Genomic DNA, 21,442 nt, shown 5'->3' with positions numbered 1-21,442 from the left:
CCGATAAAATGCAGAGTAATCAAGGACACAGGAAATAGGATATTTCCATTAATGTTGATACGGACTTAATCTCAGGGATAGATAAAAACGGTCTTGCTTGGACGCATGTGTTGTACAGACAACTATTTTTCTTGTCTAAAAGGAGTTTCGGCTCCTTTTATTTTTTATTTGTTTTCTGCTATTCCATCCCAATGTTATCCTTATTCGTAAGTTTTATATAAGGGATAAATGATGACACCAGAACAACGCATTTTAGCTAAGTTGCTCTTGATTGAAGAAGAGATGAAGAACATTGAGCTATGGCAATTAGAATCTCCTGCTGAACAAGCATTTGAAAGTGTTGAACCATTCTGTATTGATACAATGAGCGCTCATGAATGGTTACAGTGGGTATTAATTCCACGATTGTCATCAATGATTGAAAACGAGATGCCATTACCGAATGCATTTGCAATCGCACCTTATTACGAAGAAGCATTTAAAGACGATAAGAGTCGAGATGTTACTGATTTACTTAATCATTTGCGTGAACTTGACGCAATGTTTAAATCATAAGGTTAATAATGCTAGATATTATTTATCAAGATGAACATCTTGTTGCGGTGAATAAACCTGCGGGCTGGCTTGTTCACCGCAGTTGGTTAGATAGGCATGAAACAGTGTTTGTAATGCAGACATTAAGAGATCAAATAGGGCAACATGTTTTTCCGGTGCATCGTCTAGATAGACCTACATCAGGTGTTTTATTAATGGCGCTTTCTTCTGATGTTGCTAGGGTGCTATCTCAATCTTTTGAACAACATAAAACAGAAAAAATTTATCATGCTGTTGTTCGTGGATACGTTGAAGAGGCATCTGTGATTGATAGCCCTTTGGTTGAGGAACACGATAAAATCGCAGATAAATTTGCAACTCAACCTCCGAAAGTTCAAGATTGTGTGACGCACTGCCAGCCGTTAGGTATTGTTGAAAAAGAGGTTGCGATTGGGCGCTATCCTACATCTCGATTTAGTTTATTAGAGCTACGTCCTGAAACGGGGCGCAAGCATCAATTACGTCGCCATATGTCTCATATTCGACACCCAATCATTGGTGATACTGCTCATGGTGATTTACGTCAAAACCGTGGAGTTGTAAATTATTTTCAATCTCATCGCTTGATGTTACATGCAAGCCATCTAAACTTAATTCATCCAATCACATTGCAACCACTTAACTTAACAGCTAAATGGGATCTGCCTTGGCAACACCTTATTAATCAATTTGGTTGGCGTGGATTAAGACCTGAATTAGAGCAGTATGGTGAAGATTTAGCTCATCATTTTTAATTCCTTTCTTATTTTAAATATTACTTTCAATATGTGACTATCAAGGCTTTTTTACTTAAGTCTTGATGGTTTGCGCAAATTTATAATCTATTTTAACTATTTGTAAAATAGATTATTTTATTAATTGATCTGAGCACATGTTTGAAACGTGACAGCTATCATGTATTCATTAAGCGATTTATTTTATGATGTAAAATAAATAAGGCTTATCATTAGATAAGTTTATGAAATAAAACCCACACTACTTTAAACAAATAAAAACTTACAACATATAAAAACCCACATTCCGGGAGTCTGCTTGATGTTTAAAAACCTATTTGTTGTTTTACAAAAAATCGGAAAGTCCTTGATGTTACCGGTATCTGTACTGCCTATTGCCGGTATTTTATTAGGGGTTGGTTCCGCTGATCTTTCATGGATCCCTTCTTCTGTTTCTCAAGTTATGGCAGAGGCTGGTGGTTCGGTTTTCTCTAATATGCCACTTATTTTTGCTATTGGTGTTGCGTTAGGTTTTACCAATAATGATGGGGTATCAGCACTGGCCTCTGTTGTGGCTTATGGCATTATGTCAAAAACTATGCTGGTAGTGGCCCCTTGGGTATTAGGTTTATCACCTGATAGTGTTGAAATACAACGTTTAACTGATACGGGGGTACTTGGTGGTATCATTGCGGGTATTATTGCCGCATCAATGTTTAACCGCTTTTATCGTATTAAACTTCCTGAGTATTTAGGTTTCTTTGCAGGTAAACGCTTTGTCCCTATTATTTCTGGTCTGATTGCGATTTTTGTGGGTATTCTTCTATCCTTTATTTGGCCACCTATCGGTACAGCTATCCAACGTTTTTCTGAGTGGGCTGCGTATCAAAACCCAGCAGTTGCTTTCGGTATTTATGGTGTTGTTGAGCGTGCATTGGTGCCGTTTGGTTTGCACCATATCTGGAATGTACCGTTCCAAATGCAAGTGGGTGAATATGTAAATAGTGCAGGACAAGTATTCCACGGTGATATTCCTCGCTATATGGCAGGTGACCCAACTGCGGGTATGTTGTCAGGTGGTTTTTTATTTAAGATGTTTGGTTTGCCTGCAGCGGCAATTGCGATATGGCATTCTGCTCGTCCTGAGAATCGTGTAAAAGTGGGTGGTATCATGATTTCTGCGGCATTAACTGCCTTCTTAACAGGGATCACTGAACCTATCGAATTCTCATTTATGTTTGTTGCACCTATTCTTTATGTTATTCACGCTATTTTAGCGGGTTTAGCATTTGTTATTTGTATTTTGTTAGGTATGCGTGACGGAACAAGTTTCTCTCATGGTTTAATTGACTTTATCGTATTGAGTGGTAATAGCAGTAAACTGTATCTATTCCCAATTATTGGCATACTTTATGCGATAACTTATTATTCTATTTTCCGTTTCTTAATTGTGAAACTAAACCTAAAAACGCCAGGCCGAGAAGTAGAAGATAAAAACGCGAAACAAGCTGATAAAAGTGCAATGGGACAATCTTTAGTCGCTGCGTTTGGTGGTAAAGATAATATTAGTAGCTTAGATGCTTGTATTACTCGTTTGCGTATTGGCGTTAAAGAAATTGAAAAAGTCGATCGAGATGAACTGAAAAGACTTGGTGCCGCAGGTGTTGTGGTCGTTGGTTCTGGTATTCAAGCGATTTTTGGTCCTAAATCAGATAATCTAAAAACTGAAATGGATGAATACATTCGGTCTTTGGATGCTACTGAGTGATTAATTTGTTGTGGAGATAATAAAACACCATGATGGACACATTGTGGTGTTTTTTTTAATTGTTTTTTCTAAATTATAGGTTATTAATTGAAATGAACATTCATTAATATTTGTTATTTTATATACATTTGCAATGATAGGTTATTAATATTATGAATGATATAAAAATGGTGTCTTATAATCAATTGAGTCAATATTTAAATGATGCTGAAAATAAAAGCAAAAAAGATATTTCTTTTTTATTAACTAATAAAATAACACTTTGTGTTAATAATGAAGATAGTATTGAAAATGAAATAAAAAAGAATGATGATTTTTTTGTTTTGGAAAATAATGATAAAATACTTTATATTGATAGTATTTTAATTAATAGATTAATAAAATCAATAGAATCTGCTATTAATAAATACATCAAAGAGAATGATAGTAATTTAAATAAAATAAAAGAATTTAGTTTGGATGAGGATGTTAAAAAAATAATATCGTTAAATTCTGATAATGTCGAAATAAAGTCAGTACATCAGGTGGAAGATATTATTACTATATTAAATAAACTTTGTTTTTATACGTCTTCATCTCAATTATTAGAAAAATTATCTAGTATTGAGGAGGTTAAATTAATCTTATCTAAAAAAAAATCTTTTTTTTATAATTTGAATAAAATTAAAATTAAAATTAAAATTAAAATTAATGATAAGATTTTTTCGATAAAAGAAATAGATAAAACTATTAAGTCTGTAGATAATAAAAAAAATATTTTTCCTAATGGTATGCTTTTATTAAATAAAAAACTCTCATTGTTGACTTTAGAAAATAGTATTGATTTTAATGTTGAATATCAAAAAAATAAACAGAAAGAAACATTTAACCAAAATAGGTTAGTTAATTCCCATAAAATAGACGATAAGGTTGATTCTGCTATTTTAAAACGTATTGAAGAAAAAAAAGATATACTAAAAAAACATATTGATACTTATGATCAGATATATAAAATTATTAATAAAGTTCAAGGATGTTTGTATTTAAATTATAAGGTTAATTGTTTCGGTAAATGTATTGAAAATATAGATGATATTAAAAAGGATCTTGAGTTTTTGATAAATAATTTAGCTAAAGAGGATGCGAGTGTTAATGGAATTCAAGAGAGAAGAAAAATTGGAGAATTCCAAATAGATAATATTCCTATGTGGGATTTAGCACAAAAAAAATATAAGAATGTGACTGAGAAAATAAATAAATATACAAGCGGTCTTGATAACCTCATTAGTGATGAATTAATAGCTTTGGATAGTGATTTGGATCAGAATATTTCATTGATTCAAGGTGATCTTGGTAAAATAGAAACAAAAAAAACGAGGATCATGAGTGTTTATGGGAATTTAAATCGTTATATAAATGATACTAAACTGAATAATAATATAACCTTATTGATTGAAGATAAAGAACTTCTTAAGGAAAGTTTTAATAAACTATTAGATGAAATTCATTCTAAAATTAACTATAGGAAACAAAGTTTTTTCTCATCAATATATAAATTCTTTTTTTCAAGTAGATATTCAAAAATCATCAATGATTTAGAAAAAAATAAAATGATAATTGATGAGGCATTAAAGTATTTATATACGTTAGATAATCATTCAAAAAAATCAGATGAATATTTATCTGAACCGTTATCTAAATATTTTAAAATAAACTCAAAAGATATTTTAAGTGTTATTGGTGATGGATTTTTTATAAAGAAATCGGTTAATTTAATATCAGAATTATCATTTAAAAAAGATTTTTTTGATTATTTTAATGATAGTAATGTTAATATAAAAAATATTCTAAATTCAATTTTTTCATCTAAGTAACAGTTGAGAGAAATACTATAATTCTATATATTGTTGATTAGCGTTATCAAGAATTAAACTACAACAATAGGTGGAATATGATGGCTAAAATCGGCATTTTTGTAGGTACAGTTTATGGTAATGCATTAGCGGTAGCTGAAGAGGCACAGCGTATTTTACTTGAGCATAATCATCAAGCTAATGTTTATGAAGACGGCACACTCGCAGATTGGCAAAAATATTCAACAGTGCTTGTGATAACGTCAAGTACTGGACAAGGTGATTTACCTGATACCATTGCTCCGCTATTTCATGAACTGCGTGATAATGTAGGATATCAGCCAAATCTAAGTTATGGCTTGATTGCCTTAGGCGATAGTAGTTATGACTCTTTTTGTGGTGCAGGTGTGCAATTTGATGAGTTGCTACAAGAGCACCAAGCAAAACGTATAGGTGAAATATTAAAAATAGATGGTATGGAAGTCGCAGAGCCAGAAGTATTTGCAATAGATTGGCTTGAAAACTGGGTTAGCCTATTAAATTAAGTAGAAAATAATCCAATATTTAATTTTTTAATAAATAATGAATCATATTCTGTATTTTAAAACACCGCTTGTTTCTGTTTTATACAGTAAGTAAGCGGTGTTTTTCTATAAAACTGACATACATATCAGCTAAAACGGCTTGTTATTAACGGCGAGTCAGTTTTTCTAAGTCAGCTTCAATTTCAGCAATTTTATTCGCTACAACATGCTCAAGGTGGCGCAAGTCGTCTAGGATCTTGTGTTTTAAATCGACTTCTACTTGGTCTTGTTGGCAAATTTGATCTAATTCTTCAATAACATAACGTAAGTTAGTGTTGATTTCATTGACTTCTTTAAAGCCTTGTCCTGATTGACCATCAGAAATTGTTTTACGTTGGCGTGGATATTTAAATTTTACGCTTTTTGCAAAGAATTCACCTTTATCTTTGCGAAAATAGATTTTTAAAATATCGTTGTTAGCTTCTTGGCGTAGGGTATAGCGGTCAATATCTTCAGGATGCGGGATCCCTAAATTTTTTAAATTATCGTACATATATTGGCACCTGATAGAAAGATGAGTGAAAGAATAGCGAACAGAATTAATTCTATCCGCTGTTCTTATATTAGTCGATAGTTCTTAACAATTCATTAATACCAACTTTTCCCCGCGTTTTTGCGTCAACTTTTTTTACGATCACGGCACAGTAAAGACTGTAGCTTCCATCTTTAGAGGGTAAATTGCCTGACACAACAACAGAGCCTGCTGGGACTCGGCCATAATGTACTTCGCCTGTTTCTCTGTCGTAAATCTTGGTACTTTGACCAATATAAACGCCCATTGAAATAACGGCACCTTCTTCGACAATAACACCTTCGACAATTTCAGAGCGGGCACCAATAAAGCAGTTATCTTCAATAATGGTTGGGTTTGCTTGTAGTGGTTCTAAAACACCACCAATACCAACACCGCCAGAGAGATGAACATTTTTTCCGATCTGAGCACATGAACCTACGGTTGCCCATGTATCAACCATGCTACCTTCATCAACGTAAGCACCAATATTGACATAAGATGGCATTAAAACAGTGTTGCGAGCGATATAAGCCCCTTGTCTAACCGCTGCGGGTGGAACAACACGAAAACCTTCTTTTTCAAAACGTGCTTGGTCATAATCAGCGAATTTCATCGGCACTTTGTCAAAATAACGGCTTTCACTGCCATCAATGACTTGATTATGGTTGATGCGAAAAGAGAGCAGAACGGCTTTTTTTAACCATTGATGAGTCACCCACTGACCGTTAATTTTTTCCGCAACACGTAGCTTCCCGCTGTCTAGCTGTGCAATAACGCTATTAATGGCATCACGAATATGAGGCTCAACGTTGTATGGAGTGATATCAGCACGATGTTCGAAGGCGTTATCAATAATAGATTGTAATGCTTGCATTAATAGTATTTCCTATATGTATTGTCGTGGGTTTCTATATTTTATCCTTTGAAACTAGGGCTTTTGTCAACCTTTCTACGACTTCATCCTTCATTTTTTGGTTTAATGCCTTATTTTCGCTATCGGTTAATACGAAGAAATCCTCAACACGTTCGCCTATTGTGGTTATTCTGGCACCATGTAATGAAAGTGAAAGATCAGCAAAAACTTTACCAATAATCGCTAATAATCCTGGACGATCTCGTGCAAATAGTTCCATATAGGTGCGCTTATTATGGTTAGAAGCGATAAAGTTAATTTTTGTCGGAACGTCAAAATGGCGTAATTTGGCAGGTAATGAGCGTGTTTTTGCATTGGCGTTATAAGGAGCGGATACAACTTGGATCAGAGCGTTGCGGATTGCATTATACCGATCAATCGCCAGAGGTTTACCATTAGGCTCTAACACAATAAAGGTATCCATAGCCATATTATCGCGGTTAGTAAAAATTTGAGCATTATGGATATTTAAATTACGTCTATCTAATTCGCCTGCAACAGATGCAAAAAGAGAAGGCCTATCAGCACACCAAATAAAGATTTCAGTACCACCATGTTCAGTTTGTTGGCTGATTAGCACCATTGGTTCAGCACTATTATGTTCGATTAATGCAAGAGCATGCCAGGCAATTTGTTCTGGTGTGTGCCGTAAAAAATAGTCGGCATGGCAGCGACCCCAAATTGCTTGTAATTTATCTTCATCAACCTGTTCCATTCGTAAAATAGTTAGTGCTTGCAAACGATGATGGCGAATACGCTCACGTAAATCGGGGATAGAGTGCATACCTTGGCGCAACTGATTTTTTGTTGATAGAAAAAGTTCACGTAATAGGCTCTGTTTCCAGCTGTTCCATAGACTGCTATTGGTTGCACAGATATCTGCAACGGTTAAGCATAAAAGATAACGTAATCGGCTTTCATTTTTTACTTCTGATGCAAACTGAAAAATAATGTCTGGATCTTGTATATCACGTCGTTGCGCTGTAACAGACATAAGTAAGTGATGACTAACAAGCCATTCGACCAAGGCCGACTCTCTCTGATTTAAACCATGTTGCTGAGCAAAGTGAGCAACGTCTTGAGCGCCTAATACGGAGTGATCTCCATGGCGTCCTTTGGCAATATCATGAAAAAGTGCAGCTAAACGTAGTAATTCAAGTTGAGGAAGTTTGGGATAAATATCAACACAAAGTGGATGTTGTTCGTGATTTTCATAAGAACCAAAACTTTCAAGTTTTTGTAAAACACGAATGGTATGTTCATCAACGGTATAGGCATGGAATAAATCAAACTGCATTTGACCTACAATATTATTCCATTGGGGGAAATAAGCCGCCAGTACACTGTGTTTATGCATTGGAACAAATGCTCCAGAAACTGCACGAGGATGGCGTAATATCTGCATAAAAACTTGACGTGCTAGTGGGTACTCACATAAAGGCTGTACTAAGTGTCGGCGAGCGTAACGTAAATGGCGGAGTGTTGTTGAATAAATTCCTGTGATCTCTTTATGCTCAGCCATACGTAAAAAGAGGCGTATAATAGCGATGGGATCATCAAGGAAGCAACTGTCATCAACTACATCAATTAAAGAACCTCTTAGTTGAAATTCATTATCTAAAGGCCGCGGTTTTACATTAGGTTGCAGAGCAAGAATCGCTTCGTCAAAGAGCTGAAGTAACATATCATTTAACTCGCTAACGCGACGCGTTACGCGATAATAATCCTTCATCATTTTTTCAACGGGCTGATTGCCTTCGCCTTGATAGTTTAAAAGTTGAGCAACGTTAAGTTGTCTATCAAACAATAGGCGATTGTCATAGCGAGAAAGCACAAGATGGAGAGCAAAACGAATTTTCCATAATGTGTATTGGCACTCTAATAGTTCTTGTCCTTCAGCCGGTGTTAAAAAGCCAAAGTTGACCATTTCAGATACTGATACAGCACCAAAATGGCGATGTGCGACCCAAATTAGAGTGTGGATATCGCGCAGTCCACCAGGGCTACTTTTTATATCAGGCTCTAGATTATAACTCGTGCTATGGTATCGCTGATGTCTCTGTTTTTGTTCTTCAACTTTTGCAGCAAAAAAATCAGGTGATGGCCAAAATCCTTGGCTAAAAATATGGTTAATTAATTGCTGATAAAGTGAGTTATTCCCACAAATAAGACGGGCTTCTAGTAAGTTTGTTGCAACCGTTAAGTCTGAAAGACCTTCTAAAAGACATTCTTCCATTGTTCTAACACTGGCACCAATTTCAAGGCGTACATCCCACAGTAATGTAATGAGCGTGCTGACTTTATCTTCAGCCTCTGCTGATAAAGGTGATTCACTTAAAAAGAGAAGATCAATATCAGAAAGCGGATGTAACTCTTGCCTGCCATAACCACCGACAGCAATGATACTAAGGTCTGGGTAATCGGATAGCTGTGTGTAGTGCCACAATTGCGTTAAGAGTTGGTCAATGAAATGGCTACGGGCTTGAAGTAATAAAGCGACATCAACATCATGATGAAAAGCATCTGTTAACCAAGACTGAAATTGTTCGATTGATTGCTTAAGTTCAGCACAATTTAGGGTATTTTCTGTTAGCAAAAAAGGGGAAGGGGGCGGTGTTTGAAATGCGTTTTTATTAGTCATTTTTCGTCTTCTTTCTCAATGTTTGCTTATGACATTAAGACTAATGTTAAAACGATGACCTGACTAGTAATTCTGCTATTTCATAGCAAATAAAATAAAAAAAGCGACAGATCTCGGAAAAATATGTCGCTTTTACATTTCTAACTCAAAAGAAGCTTACTCGTTGATTAATACCGCAGAAATAAATGGTTCTTCTTCTTTGCGTAATGTCATGATTTCACAACCATTATCGGTAACAACTAACGTATGTTCGTATTGCGCTGACCAACCTCTGTCTTTAGTTTTAACAGTCCAGCCATCTTTCATGGTGCGAATACGGTAATCACCTGTGTTTACCATTGGTTCGATGGTGAATGCCATACCTTTTTGCAACACTACACCGCTATCGTCTGCATCGTAGTGTAGAACTTGAGGCTCTTCATGGAATCCTTCACCAATACCATGACCGCAATATTCGCGAACAACAGAATAGTCATGACCTTCAACAAATTTTTGAATTGCTTTGCCAAGTTCACGTAAGCGAATACCCGGTTTAACCATTTTAATGGCAAGGTAGAGGCTTTCTTGGGTGATACGACATAAACGTTCACCTTGTATTGTTGGTTTACCTACGATAAACATTTTTGAGGTATCGCCATGAAAACCCTCTTTAATGACCGTAACATCAATATTAACGATATCGCCATCTTTCAGGATTTTTTCTTCGCTAGGAATACCATGACAAATCACATCGTTAACCGAAATACAGACTGATTTAGGAAAACCATGATAGTTAAGGCAAGCAGGAATAGCCTGTTGTGTGTTAACAATATGTTCATGACAAATACGGTCTAATTCAGCGGTGTTTACGCCAGGTTTTACGAACGGTGCGATAATTTCAAGAACTTCTGCCGCAAGACGGCCTGCGACGCGCATTTTTTGAATATCTTCTTCTGTCTTGATTACAATAGCCATTTGAGTTCTTCGTCTAGATTAAAAGCCACAATACGAACTAGATAACACATTTTGTTGTATTCTTATGTTCTATTGCAGGTTAAATGAATGATGATAAGAAATAATTCTGATTACCATTTATGATATCAGCAGAAAGTAAGTGTGCCAATAAAGAGGATATGTGCAATCTGTCTGATATCGAGAATAATGACGAACATTACGCCTTCTTAATCTTATTGTCTTTACATATTGCGCTTTTCTATTTGGTGATTTTCTAGCAAATTGATATTAGAGCAATATTTTTCATCATTGTGTTAATCTCGCTTTTTTCTTTGTCGATATGATGCGTTTTTATGTCAAATAAGCCTGTAGCAAACGTAAGTAATAGTGGTTTCCTGAGGTTATTTATGGTATAAAGCGCGCCGGAGTTCTGGTATTGCATCACACGGTGAGTAATAGCAGTAAATCTGAAACATTCAATTGTGTTAATTACACACACAAATCGGCACATAACGCCGGGGTGCTCTTATGTAAAGGTTCTAACCTTTACAGCTGATGAGTCGGTCGTATGGGATTTGTGGACGAAATAACCCCAAATTTAAATTTATAGAGGTCTAAAATGGCAACTGTTTCAATGCGCGATATGCTGCAAGCTGGTGTTCACTTCGGTCACCAAACTCGTTACTGGAATCCAAAAATGAAACCATTCATCTTTGGTGCGCGTAACAAAGTTCATATCATTAACTTGGAAAAAACTGTTCCAATGTTCAATGAAGCGTTGGTTGAACTGAACAAAATTGCTTCTCGTAAAGGCAAAATCCTGTTTGTTGGTACTAAGCGCTCTGCCGTTGAAGCTGTTAAAGAAGCAGCAGAAAGCTGTGACCAGTTTTATGTAAACCACCGCTGGTTAGGCGGTATGCTGACTAACTGGAAAACTGTTCGTCAGTCAATTAAACGCCTGAAAGATTTAGAATCACAATCTCAGGACGGTACTTTTGACAAACTGACCAAGAAAGAAGCGTTAATGCGTTCTCGTGAACTTGGTAAGTTAGAAAACAGCCTGGGTGGTATCAAAGACATGGGCGGTTTACCTGACGCTCTGTTTGTTATCGATGCTGAACACGAACACATTGCTATCAAAGAAGCAAACAACCTGGGTATTCCAGTATTTGCTATCGTTGATACTAACTCTGATCCAGATGGTATCGACTTCATTATCCCTGGTAATGACGATGCAATCCGTGCGGTTAAATTATATCTGACCGCTGCAGCTACAGCTGTTCGTGAAGGTCGTTCTCAAGATCTGGCTGTTCAGGCTGAAGAAGGCTTAGTCGAAGCTGAATAATAAGGCATGCTCGTAAGAGCCCTTATTTAACCAGGTATTGCTATATATTGGTTAGGGGGCCTCAATAGGCCCCCTTTACACATCTGCTATGAGAACATCTATGGTTAGCCCATAGAAAAGTCGAGGAAGAAACAAATGTCTGGAATTACCGCTGCATTGGTAAAAGAACTGCGTGAACGTACTGGCGCAGGCATGATGGAATGTAAAAAAGCGCTGGTTGAAGCTAATGGTGATATCGAATTAGCAATCGACAACATGCGTAAATCAGGTCAAGCTAAAGCGGCTAAAAAAGCAGGCCGTGTTGCTGCTGAAGGTATCATCCTTGCAGAAGTTGCTGCTGATGGTAAATTCGGCGCGCTGGTTGAACTGAACTGTGAAACAGACTTCGTTGCTAAAGATGCTGGTTTCATCGCTTTCGGTAAAGAAGTTATGGCTGCTGTATTAGCAGACAAAACTGATGATATCGATGCTCTGAAAGCTAAATTCGAAGAAGCACGTACTGCATTAGTTGCTAAAATCGGTGAAAACATCAACATTCGTCGTGTTGCTGTATTAGAAGCTGAAGAATTAGGTACTTACCTACACGGTGCTCGTATTGGTGTTTTAGTTTCAGCTAAAGGCGCTAACGAAGAACTGATCAAACACATTGCTATGCACATTGCTGCAAGCAAACCAGAATATGTTCGTCCTGAAGATGTTCCTGCTGATGTTGTTGAACATGAGCACCAAATTCAGATGGATATCGCAATGCAATCAGGTAAACCACGTGAAATCGCAGAAAAAATGGTTATCGGTCGCATGAACAAATTCACCGGTGAGATTTCTCTGACTGGTCAGCATTTCGTAATGGATCCAAGCAAAACTGTTGGTGAACTGCTGAAAGAAAACAATGCTGATGTTATCAACTTCGTTCGTTTCGAAGTTGGTGAAGGTATTGAGAAAGTTGAAGCTGATTTCGCAGCAGAAGTTGCTGCAATGAGCAAATAATAACGCTTAGCGTTAACAGAACCGCCTAATGGCGGTTCTGTTTTGTTGTAATCTCCATTGGCTGTTTGCTTTTTTGATAAAAAGAGAAGCTATCTAAAACCTCCAATTAACTAATCTGCTTAGGACAGAACACCATGGCTACCAATGCAAAACCTGTATATCAGCGAATTTTATTAAAGCTGAGTGGCGAAGCCCTGCAAGGCGCAGAAGGTTTCGGTATCGATGCGAGCGTACTTGATCGCATGGCTCAGGAAATCAAAGAACTCGTTGAATTAGGTATACAAGTCGGTGTCGTAATTGGCGGTGGTAACTTGTTCCGTGGCGCGGGTTTAGCTGCGGCAGGTATGAACCGTGTTGTGGGTGACCACATGGGAATGCTCGCGACAGTAATGAATGGTTTAGCAATGCGTGATTCATTGCACCGTGCTTATGTAAACGCACGTCTTATGTCTGCATTTCCACTCAATGGTGTCTGCGATAACTACAGTTGGGCAGAAGCAATTAGCTTATTACGCCACGGTCGAGTTGTTATTTTCTCGGCTGGTACAGGTAACCCATTCTTTACTACCGATTCAGCTGCGTGTTTACGTGGTATTGAAATTGAAGCTGACGTTGTATTAAAAGCAACGAAAGTGGACGGCGTTTATTCTGCCGATCCAACCAAAGATCCTGATGCAATACTTTATGAAACACTGACTTATCAGGATGTATTAGAACGTGAATTGAAAGTCATGGATCTTGCTGCATTCACATTAGCCCGAGATCATAATTTACCTATCCGCGTATTCAATATGAATAAACCGGGTGCATTACGTCGGGTTGTAATGGGTGAAAGTGAAGGAACTTTGATTTCTCACGCTTAATACACAGAGACAACGGTATAATTTGGCGTTAACATCTAGAATACGCCAATTTATTTATGTCGGTATGATTTTATATCGACTGGAAGATAACCAGTTCCCAAGGGTTTATAACGTGATTAATGAAATCAAAAAAGATGCTCAAGAACGCATGGATAAAAGCGTTGAAGCACTAAAAAGCCAGATTAATAAAGTTCGTACTGGTCGTGCGTCTCCTAGCCTTTTAGATGGCATTGTAGTTGAATACTACGGAGCGCCAACTCCATTAAACCAAGTTGCTAACGTTGTTGCAGAAGATGGCCGTACACTGGCGATCACTGTATTCGATCGTACTTTAGCACCGGCTGTTGAAAAAGCGATTATGGCATCAGATTTAGGTTTAAATCCTTCATCTGCTGGCGCCATTATCCGCGTTCCACTGCCTCCATTAACTGAAGAACGTCGTAAAGACTTAATCAAAGTTGTTCGTGGTGATGCAGAACAAGGTCGCGTTTCTATTCGTAATATCCGTCGTGATGCTAACGATAAAGTAAAAGCATTACTAAAAGATAAAGAAATTAGCGAAGATGATGAACGCCGTTCACAAGATGACATTCAGAAATTAACTGATATGTTCATTAAAAAAATTGATGATGCATTAGCGCTGAAAGAAGCAGAGTTAATGGAATTCTAAATTTTATATCTTTTTTCGATAATGCCGCTTTTTAGCGGCATTATTTTTAATTATTTATTTGAAAATTCGTGCTTAATACCTTCTTTTGTCACATTATTTATTAAAGTTTTTATCTTTAATCCTCATTTACCTTGTCATACTGATATAATTCTCTTTAATTAAAACGTTGTAGACATACTGATTGATTAATAAATGAAACAAATAACTATATTAGGCTCAACAGGATCTATCGGAACTAGTACTCTTTCCGTCATTGAAAATAATCCTGGTGAGTATCAGGTTCTTGCTTTAGTAGCAGGAAAAAATGCAGACAAGATGGCGCAACAGTGTCTTACTTTCCAGCCTAAATACGCTGTGATGTCTGATGAGAAAAGCGCAAAACAACTTAAACAGTTACTCGCCAATACATCGTGCAAAACCGAAATCTTATCTGGTTCTCATGCAATTAATGAAATTGCTGCTCTTGATGAAGCTGATCAAGTGATGTCTGCTATAACCGGTGTTGCAGGATTAAAACCGACACTTGCTGCCATTGAAAAAGGTAAAAGAATTCTATTAGCAAATAAAGAATCACTAATAACTAGTGGGGGACTTTTCTTTGATGCGGTTGCTAAATATGGCGCGACAATTTTACCCATTGATAGCGAACATAATGCAATTTATCAAAGCTTACCTAAAACTATTCAAGAAAATCTAGGCCATGCCTCTTTAGCTAATGAAGGTGTGACGAGCATTTTGTTAACAGGCTCTGGCGGGCCATTTCGCTATACACCATTAGAAGAATTGGAAATGATGACACCAGATCAAGCGTGTGCGCATCCAAATTGGTCTATGGGACGTAAAATTTCGGTTGATTCTGCAACGATGATGAATAAAGGGCTTGAGTATATTGAGGCTCGTTATTTTTTTAATGCTTCCGAAGAAGAAATGGAAGTCATTATTCATCCACAATCTGTCATTCATTCAATGGTTCGCTATCGCGATGGCAGTATTATTGCTCAAATTGGTGAACCTGATATGAGAACACCAATTGCGTACTCAATGGCTTACCCTCATCGAACTCAATCTGGTGCAAAAGCATTAGATTTCTTTGAGATTCAATCTCTAGAATTTATTCGTCCAGATTATCAACGTTACCCTTGTTTAGCGCTTGCTATTGAAGCATCAAAACGTGGGCAAGCGGCAACAACAGTGTTAAATGCAGCTAATGAAGTGGTTGTTGATGCATTTTTACACGAAAAAGTGAAGTTTACTGATATTGCTAAAATTAATCGCAAAGTTGTTGAACATTTCGACCTATCAGAGCCTCAAAGTATTAATGATGTTCTAGAAATTGATAAATTAGCAAGATTAGAAACTCATCAGATAATCACTCAATTTGTATAATGGTGATTATATTTAATATAGGGTGTTTGTTCGTCTTTCTGGCTAATGGTATAGTTGCCGAATCACTAAAGACAATAATGAAAATTAACAGTTCATTACTAAAGCTATTGCTTTAGCAACTTTGAGGCTTTGCCAAAGGCCGTGGGTGTCACGGTTTTTTTTTGTGCATAGGTTATCCGAAGAGGACTGTCTGTATCAGTATCAGATTAGCAAAGGGTTAAATTGAGTGAACTTATCCAGTGACGATTCATCCGCATCAAAACCAAAGCATGTTGCTATTATTATGGATGGCAATGGACGTTGGGCTAAAAAGCAAGGGAAACTCCGAGTAACGGGGCATCGCGCGGGAATTAAAGCAGTTCGGGATGCGGTTAGCTTTTCCGTAAAACACAAAATTGAATCACTAACGTTATATGCATTTAGTAGCGAAAACTGGAATAGACCAGAGCAGGAAGTGAGTTCTCTCATGGAGTTATTTGTTTTTGCTTTAGATAACGAAGTGAAGAGCCTTCATAAACATAATGTTAAATTGACTGTCATTGGTGATATCAGCCGTTTTAGTCGTCGTTTACAAGACCGAATTAAAAGTTCTGTGGCACTCACTGCGAATAATACAGGACTTAATTTAAATATTGCGGCTAATTATGGTGGTCGATGGGATATTACTCAAAGTGTAAAACAATTAGCGACATCCCTCGCAAAAGGGGAAATTAGCCTCGAAGATATTAATGAAAATGCAATATCCTCACATCTTTGCTTGCATAATCAGCCTGATGTCGATCTTGTTATTCGTACAGGTGGTGAGCATCGTATAAGTAATTTTCTTATTTGGCAGATTGCTTATGCTGAGCTTTATTTTACACAGGTTTTATGGCCTGATTTTGATGAACAAGTTTTTCAGAATGCACTAGATGCTTTTGCTAAACGGGAAAGACGTTTCGGTGGTACTACATCAGAAACAGATACTATAAATCTGGGAGGATAACTTGCTTAAGTATCGTGTCATCACCGCATTAATTTTAATCCCTATTGTTATTGCTGCACTATTTCTACTTCCTCCGGTAGGTTTTGGATTGGTCATTATCGCAATATCAGGCTTAGCGGGGTGGGAATGGGCACAATTTATTGGCTGGCATTCTCAAGGTAAACGTATTGCGACAGGGATCGGTTTTGCTGCATTGTTACTCGTTATGCAGTTTTCTTTACCTAATTTTGACCATCTACTAGACACTCCAATGATAAAAAATGGTTTGTGGGCGGGCTTAATTTGGTGGGTAGCTGCAATTTTATTAGTTGTAAGTTATCCGAATTCAGCCAATATGTGGAAAAATTCAGTTTTTATTAAGCTATTGTTCGGTATATTGACGATTGTTCCTTTTTATTGTGGCATGATGGCGCTACGTATGTTGGGTTATAACACCGACACTTATACTGGTGCATGGTGGTTATTGTATGTCATGTTATTAGTTTGGGCGGCTGATTCTGGTGCTTATGCTTTCGGTCGTTTAATGGGTAAACATAAAATGGCGCCTAAAGTATCACCAGGTAAAACCCTCGAAGGGTTAGTTGGTGGTTTGATTACAGCTGGTGTGGCATCGTGGTTGTTTACTTATTTTTCACCAGTGACTGAAGTACCCGACAACTTGTTATTAATATCTGGCATTGTTGTTATCGTATCGGTATTTGGCGATCTAGCAGAAAGCATGTTTAAACGTGTTTCTGGTATTAAAGACAGTAGCCAATTGATACCGGGGCATGGCGGTGTACTTGATAGAATTGATAGTTTGACTGCGGCTATCCCAGTCTTTGCAGGATTGGTCTTTCTGATTTCTTCTGGCTTTAAACTATAAAGGTAAGTAATGGGTATCCTGTGGAATCTTGCCGCGTTTATTATCGTTTTAGGTATTTTAATTACGGTACATGAGTTTGGGCATTTTTGGGTAGCTAGGCGCTGTGGTATCTATGTCGAGCGTTTTTCTATTGGTTTTGGAAAAGCAATTTGGCGAAAAGTAGATAAACATGGCACTGAATTTGTTATCGCATGGATACCCTTGGGTGGCTATGTAAAAATGTTAGATGAAAGAGTCGCTGAGGTTGCACCTGAGCGTCGTCATCTTGCATTTAATAATAAAACAGTTGGTCAACGTGCTGCGGTTGTTGCTGCAGGACCTATTGCTAACTTTTTGTTAGCGATAGCCGCCTATTGGATTGTTTTTATGATAGGTGTGCCTGCATTAAAGCCTATAATTGCAGACATTCGTCCGAATTCTATCGCAGAACAAGCAAAATTAACGCCAGGAATGGAACTAAAATCTGTTGCAGGTATCGAAACGCCTGATCAGAATGCAGTTCGTTTAGCATTAGTTAGTAACATTGGAGCCAAAGAGGTTTCATTCGTTGTTTCAGATCCAAATTCTCTTTCTGAGAGTGAGAATATACTGAATTTACAACAATGGAACTTTGATCCGGAAAAACAAGATCCTATCTTGTCTTTAGGGATAATGCCTGTTGGCGCACGGTTAGACTCAAAGATTATTGACGTTACGGCAGGTTCTGCTGCTGAAAAAGCGGGTTTACAGGCAGGGGATCGTATCGTTAAAGTTGATGGTCAGCCAATTGATGTATGGCATCCATTTACTTATTTTGTTCGACAAAGTCCCAATAAAGTTTTGGCTCTTCTTGTTGAACGCAACGGCTCGTCGTTGACATTGAATATTACACCGACAGCTGTTGTACTGAAAGATGGCACTGAAGTAGGGCAAGTTGGTGCGCAATTGCAAATATTACCTCCTGATGAGCAATATTTGATAATGCAGCAATACAACCCATTTTCGGCGCTCTATGAAGCATCTGATAAAACATGGCAGTTGATGGGGTTAACTGTCAAAATGATTGGCAAGTTAGTCGTAGGTGATGTCAAATTAACTAATCTTAGTGGACCAGTTTCTATCGCAAAAGGCGCAGGAATGTCTGCTGATTCTGGTTTTATTTATTATTTGATGTTTATGGCGCTTATCAGTGTCAATTTGGGGATCATTAACTTGTTTCCCCTGCCTGTCTTAGATGGCGGGCACCTGCTTTTCCTGGTTATCGAAAAGATAAAGGGAGGGCCGGTATCTGAGCGTGTACAAGATTTCTGTTATCGTATTGGTATTATGGCACTAATGCTTTTAATGGGACTTGCACTTTTCAATGATTTCTCTCGCTTATAATTGATAAGCAGGGACCGGTTAGGAAAACACAAAACAACGATGGCGATGAAAAAGTTGCTTATAGCGTCGCTGCTGCTGGGCAGCGCCACTGCATACGGTTCAGACGGATTCGTAGTTCAGGACATTCAATTTGAAGGTCTTCAACGCGTCGCCGTTGGTGCAGCATTACTGAACATGCCTGTCCGGGTTGGAGACTCGGTCGGTAATGATGATATCAGCCGAACTATCCGTTCATTATTTGCGACAGGAAACTTTGATGATGTTCGTGTCCTGCGTGACGGAAATACTCTGATTGTTCAAGTAAAAGAGCGTCCAACTATTGCCAGCATTACTTTCTCTGGTAACAAAGCAATCAAGGAAGAGATGCTAAAACAGAACCTTGATGCTTCTAACATTCGTATTGGTGAAACACTTGACCGTACAATGCTTGCAAATATCGAGAAAGGACTTGAAGATTTCTATTATAGTGTTGGTAAATATAATGCAACGGTAAAAGTGGTTGTTACACCTCTTCCTCGTAACCGTGTTGACTTAAAACTCGTGTTTGCAGAGGGGGTTTCAGCAACTATTCAGCAAATCAACATTGTTGGTAATAAAGCGTTTTCTACTGCTGAGTTGGTTAACCGTTTCCAATTACGTGACGATGTTCCTTGGTGGAACTTAGCGGCTGATGAAAAATATCAGAAGCAAAAACTGGCTGGTGACTTAGAAACATTAAGAAGTTTCTATCTTGATCGCGGTTATGCACGTTTTGATATTGAATCGACAAATGTCAGTTTAACGCCAGACAAAAAAGGAATTTACATTACCATTAACCTGAAAGAAGGTGATAAATATACAGTAGAAAATACTGAAATCAATGGTAATACAGCGGGTTACACTAAACAGATCGAAGATCTTATCGAAATTACGCCGGGCTCTCTTTATAATGGTGCGCAAGTCACTAAAACAGAAAATGATATTAAAAATCTGTTAGGTCGTTATGGATATGCTTATCCTCGCGTTATGACAAGCCCTGAAATTAATGATGAAAATAAAACCGTGAAACTGCATGTAAATGTAGATGCAGGAAACCGTTTCTATGTTCGTCAAGTACGTTTCGCAGGCAATGACATCACTAAAGACTCAGTTTTACGCCGTGAAATGCGTCAAATGGAAGGTGCATGGTTAGGTAGTGATTTAGTTGAACAAGGTAAAGAGCGTTTAAATCGTTTAGGTTATTTCGAAACGGTTGAAACCGAAACTCAGCGTATTCCTGGTTCTCCTGATCAGGTCGATATTGTTTATCGCGTAAAAGAACGTAACACTGGTTCTCTTAACTTTGGTGTCGGTTTCGGTACTGAAAGTGGTGTGAGCTTCCAAGTGGGGGTTACTCAAGATAACTGGTTAGGTACGGGTAACGCAGTTGCTATTAATGCGAGTAAAAATGATTACTCAACTTACGCAGAATTATCTGTTACTGACCCATACTTTACCGTTAATGGCGTGAGTTTAGGCGGTCGAGTTTTCTATAATGACTTCCGCGCTAATGATGCCGATTTATCAGGCTATACCAATAAATCTTATGGTGTAGATGGTACATTAGGCTTCCCAATTAATGAATATAACTCAGCACGTCTTGGCTTAGGCTATACTCACAATGGTCTGTCACGAATGGATCCTCAAGTTGCAATGTGGCGTTACCTTGAAAGTATGGGGGAAAATCCAGCACTTGATAAACGTGAATCCTTTAACGCGGATGACTATACGGTTAGCCTTGGTTGGACATTTAATAACTTAAACAAAGGCTTCTTCCCGACATCAGGTGTGAGAAGCAACTTAAGTGGACGTGTGACTGTACCTGGCTCTGACAACAAGTACTATAAAGTGACTTGGGACGGTATGGCGTATTACCCAATTGATGAAAAAGAATCTTGGGTAACCTTGTTTAAAGGTCGTTTAGGCTACGGTGATGGTTTTGGTGGTAAAGAATTACCATTCTATGAAAACTTCTATGCCGGTGGTTCTGGTACAGTTCGTGGTTTCCGTTCAAATAATATCGGTCCTAAAGCTGTTTATTTAAATGAAAAGGGGCATGAAGGAAAACCATATTTATCAAGTGATGCGGTTGGTGGTAATGCCATGGCAGTGGCAAGTTTTGAACTGATCACTCCAACCCCATTTGTGGATGATAAATATTCATCGTCAGTCAGAACCTCTATGTTTGTTGATGCGGGTACAGTGTGGGATACCAATTGGAATAGCACTAATTCTAATTGGACCGCAGGTATGCCTGATTTTGGTAAAGCAAGTAATATACGTGTTTCAACTGGTGTTGCGTTACAATGGTTATCTCCTTTAGGTCCATTAGTATTCTCTTATGCTAAGCCAATAAAAGATTACGAAGGCGATAAATCAGAACAATTCCAGTTTAATATTGGTAGAACGTGGTAGCGATGTAAGTAAAGTTGATGCCTTATTTCACAATGCTGAAAAAGGCATCCGATT

The 21,442-nt window shown here is 37.7% G+C and carries 18 protein-coding genes; 14 read left to right on the top strand and 4 right to left on the bottom strand.

From position 1 onward, the window contains the following. Positions 1-231 precede the first annotated feature (231 nt). The 5 genes from QSH13_RS12300 to QSH13_RS12280 all read left to right on the top strand — a co-directional run bounded on the left by QSH13_RS12300 (position 232) and on the right by QSH13_RS12280 (position 5,452). Positions 232-555: a YqcC family protein gene (locus QSH13_RS12300; protein WP_109396185.1), complete on the top strand. Its 324-nt coding sequence runs from the start codon at positions 232-234 to the stop codon at positions 553-555. Between the two features lie 8 nt (positions 556-563). Then, positions 564-1,328 (top strand): tRNA pseudouridine(65) synthase TruC, encoded by a 765-nt coding sequence (truC, locus tag QSH13_RS12295; protein WP_109396184.1) that lies wholly within the window; start codon positions 564-566, stop codon positions 1,326-1,328. 301 nt (positions 1,329-1,629) lie between these two features. Next, entirely contained in the window at positions 1,630-3,075 is a 1,446-nt protein-coding gene (gene ptsG / locus QSH13_RS12290) for a PTS glucose transporter subunit IIBC (RefSeq protein WP_109396183.1), read from the top strand. 152 nt (positions 3,076-3,227) lie between these two features. After that, entirely contained in the window at positions 3,228-4,928 is a 1,701-nt protein-coding gene (locus tag QSH13_RS12285; RefSeq protein ID WP_286039222.1) for a hypothetical protein, read from the top strand. Positions 4,929-5,008: 80 nt separating this feature from the next. Further along, positions 5,009-5,452, top strand: a complete 444-nt coding sequence (locus QSH13_RS12280; protein ID WP_286039221.1) for a flavodoxin — start codon at positions 5,009-5,011, stop codon at positions 5,450-5,452. 145 nt (positions 5,453-5,597) lie between these two features. Here the strand turns inward: QSH13_RS12280 and QSH13_RS12275 are convergent, their stop codons facing one another. The 4 genes from QSH13_RS12275 to map all read right to left on the bottom strand — a co-directional run bounded on the left by QSH13_RS12275 (position 5,598) and on the right by map (position 10,513). Then, positions 5,598-5,984: a DUF3461 family protein gene (locus QSH13_RS12275; RefSeq protein ID WP_006535910.1), complete on the bottom strand. Its 387-nt coding sequence runs from the start codon at positions 5,982-5,984 to the stop codon at positions 5,598-5,600. 70 nt (positions 5,985-6,054) lie between these two features. After that, positions 6,055-6,879, bottom strand: a complete 825-nt coding sequence (gene dapD, locus QSH13_RS12270) for a 2,3,4,5-tetrahydropyridine-2,6-dicarboxylate N-succinyltransferase (protein ID WP_109396180.1) — start codon at positions 6,877-6,879, stop codon at positions 6,055-6,057. A gap of 34 nt (positions 6,880-6,913) precedes the next feature. Beyond that, a complete protein-coding gene (glnD, locus tag QSH13_RS12265) occupies positions 6,914-9,559 on the bottom strand; it encodes a bifunctional uridylyltransferase/uridylyl-removing protein GlnD (protein WP_109396179.1) in 2,646 nt (881 codons plus the stop codon). A 156-nt stretch (positions 9,560-9,715) separates the two neighbouring features. Beyond that, positions 9,716-10,513, bottom strand: coding sequence for a type I methionyl aminopeptidase (map, locus tag QSH13_RS12260; protein ID WP_109396178.1), 798 nt, complete (start codon positions 10,511-10,513; stop codon positions 9,716-9,718). 598 nt (positions 10,514-11,111) lie between these two features. Here map and rpsB point away from each other — a divergent pair. From rpsB to bamA, 9 genes are all read left to right on the top strand, one after another. Next, on the top strand, positions 11,112-11,837 hold the full coding sequence (rpsB, locus tag QSH13_RS12255; RefSeq protein ID WP_023582712.1) for a 30S ribosomal protein S2: 726 nt from the start codon (positions 11,112-11,114) through the stop codon (positions 11,835-11,837). Between the two features lie 135 nt (positions 11,838-11,972). Beyond that, the gene (tsf, locus tag QSH13_RS12250; protein ID WP_109396177.1) at positions 11,973-12,824 is read left to right on the top strand and encodes a translation elongation factor Ts; all 852 of its coding nucleotides are present in this window, start codon (positions 11,973-11,975) and stop codon (positions 12,822-12,824) included. Between the two features lie 134 nt (positions 12,825-12,958). Beyond that, the gene (gene pyrH / locus QSH13_RS12245) at positions 12,959-13,687 is read left to right on the top strand and encodes a UMP kinase (protein ID WP_109396176.1); all 729 of its coding nucleotides are present in this window, start codon (positions 12,959-12,961) and stop codon (positions 13,685-13,687) included. Positions 13,688-13,799: 112 nt separating this feature from the next. Beyond that, the gene (gene frr, locus QSH13_RS12240) at positions 13,800-14,357 is read left to right on the top strand and encodes a ribosome recycling factor (RefSeq protein WP_036913811.1); all 558 of its coding nucleotides are present in this window, start codon (positions 13,800-13,802) and stop codon (positions 14,355-14,357) included. Between the two features lie 192 nt (positions 14,358-14,549). Next, positions 14,550-15,743, top strand: a complete 1,194-nt coding sequence (gene ispC, locus QSH13_RS12235; RefSeq protein WP_286039220.1) for a 1-deoxy-D-xylulose-5-phosphate reductoisomerase — start codon at positions 14,550-14,552, stop codon at positions 15,741-15,743. A 283-nt stretch (positions 15,744-16,026) separates the two neighbouring features. Next, entirely contained in the window at positions 16,027-16,728 is a 702-nt protein-coding gene (gene uppS, locus QSH13_RS12230; protein ID WP_023582707.1) for a polyprenyl diphosphate synthase, read from the top strand. A gap of 1 nt (position 16,729) precedes the next feature. Continuing rightward, entirely contained in the window at positions 16,730-17,593 is an 864-nt protein-coding gene (gene cdsA, locus QSH13_RS12225; protein ID WP_109396174.1) for a phosphatidate cytidylyltransferase, read from the top strand. Positions 17,594-17,602: 9 nt separating this feature from the next. Beyond that, on the top strand, positions 17,603-18,955 hold the full coding sequence (gene rseP, locus QSH13_RS12220) for a sigma E protease regulator RseP (RefSeq protein ID WP_286039219.1): 1,353 nt from the start codon (positions 17,603-17,605) through the stop codon (positions 18,953-18,955). 39 nt (positions 18,956-18,994) lie between these two features. Continuing rightward, complete coding sequence (gene bamA, locus QSH13_RS12215; protein WP_109396172.1) at positions 18,995-21,388, top strand: outer membrane protein assembly factor BamA; 2,394 nt, start codon at positions 18,995-18,997, stop codon at positions 21,386-21,388. Positions 21,389-21,442 lie beyond the last annotated feature (54 nt).

The organism is Proteus faecis (genome assembly GCF_030286765.1).
In the GTDB taxonomy this organism is placed as follows: Bacteria; Pseudomonadota; Gammaproteobacteria; order Enterobacterales; family Enterobacteriaceae; genus Proteus; species Proteus faecis.
Note: the sequence above shows the minus strand (reverse complement) of the source record. Positions and strands in the feature narration are given on the sequence as shown.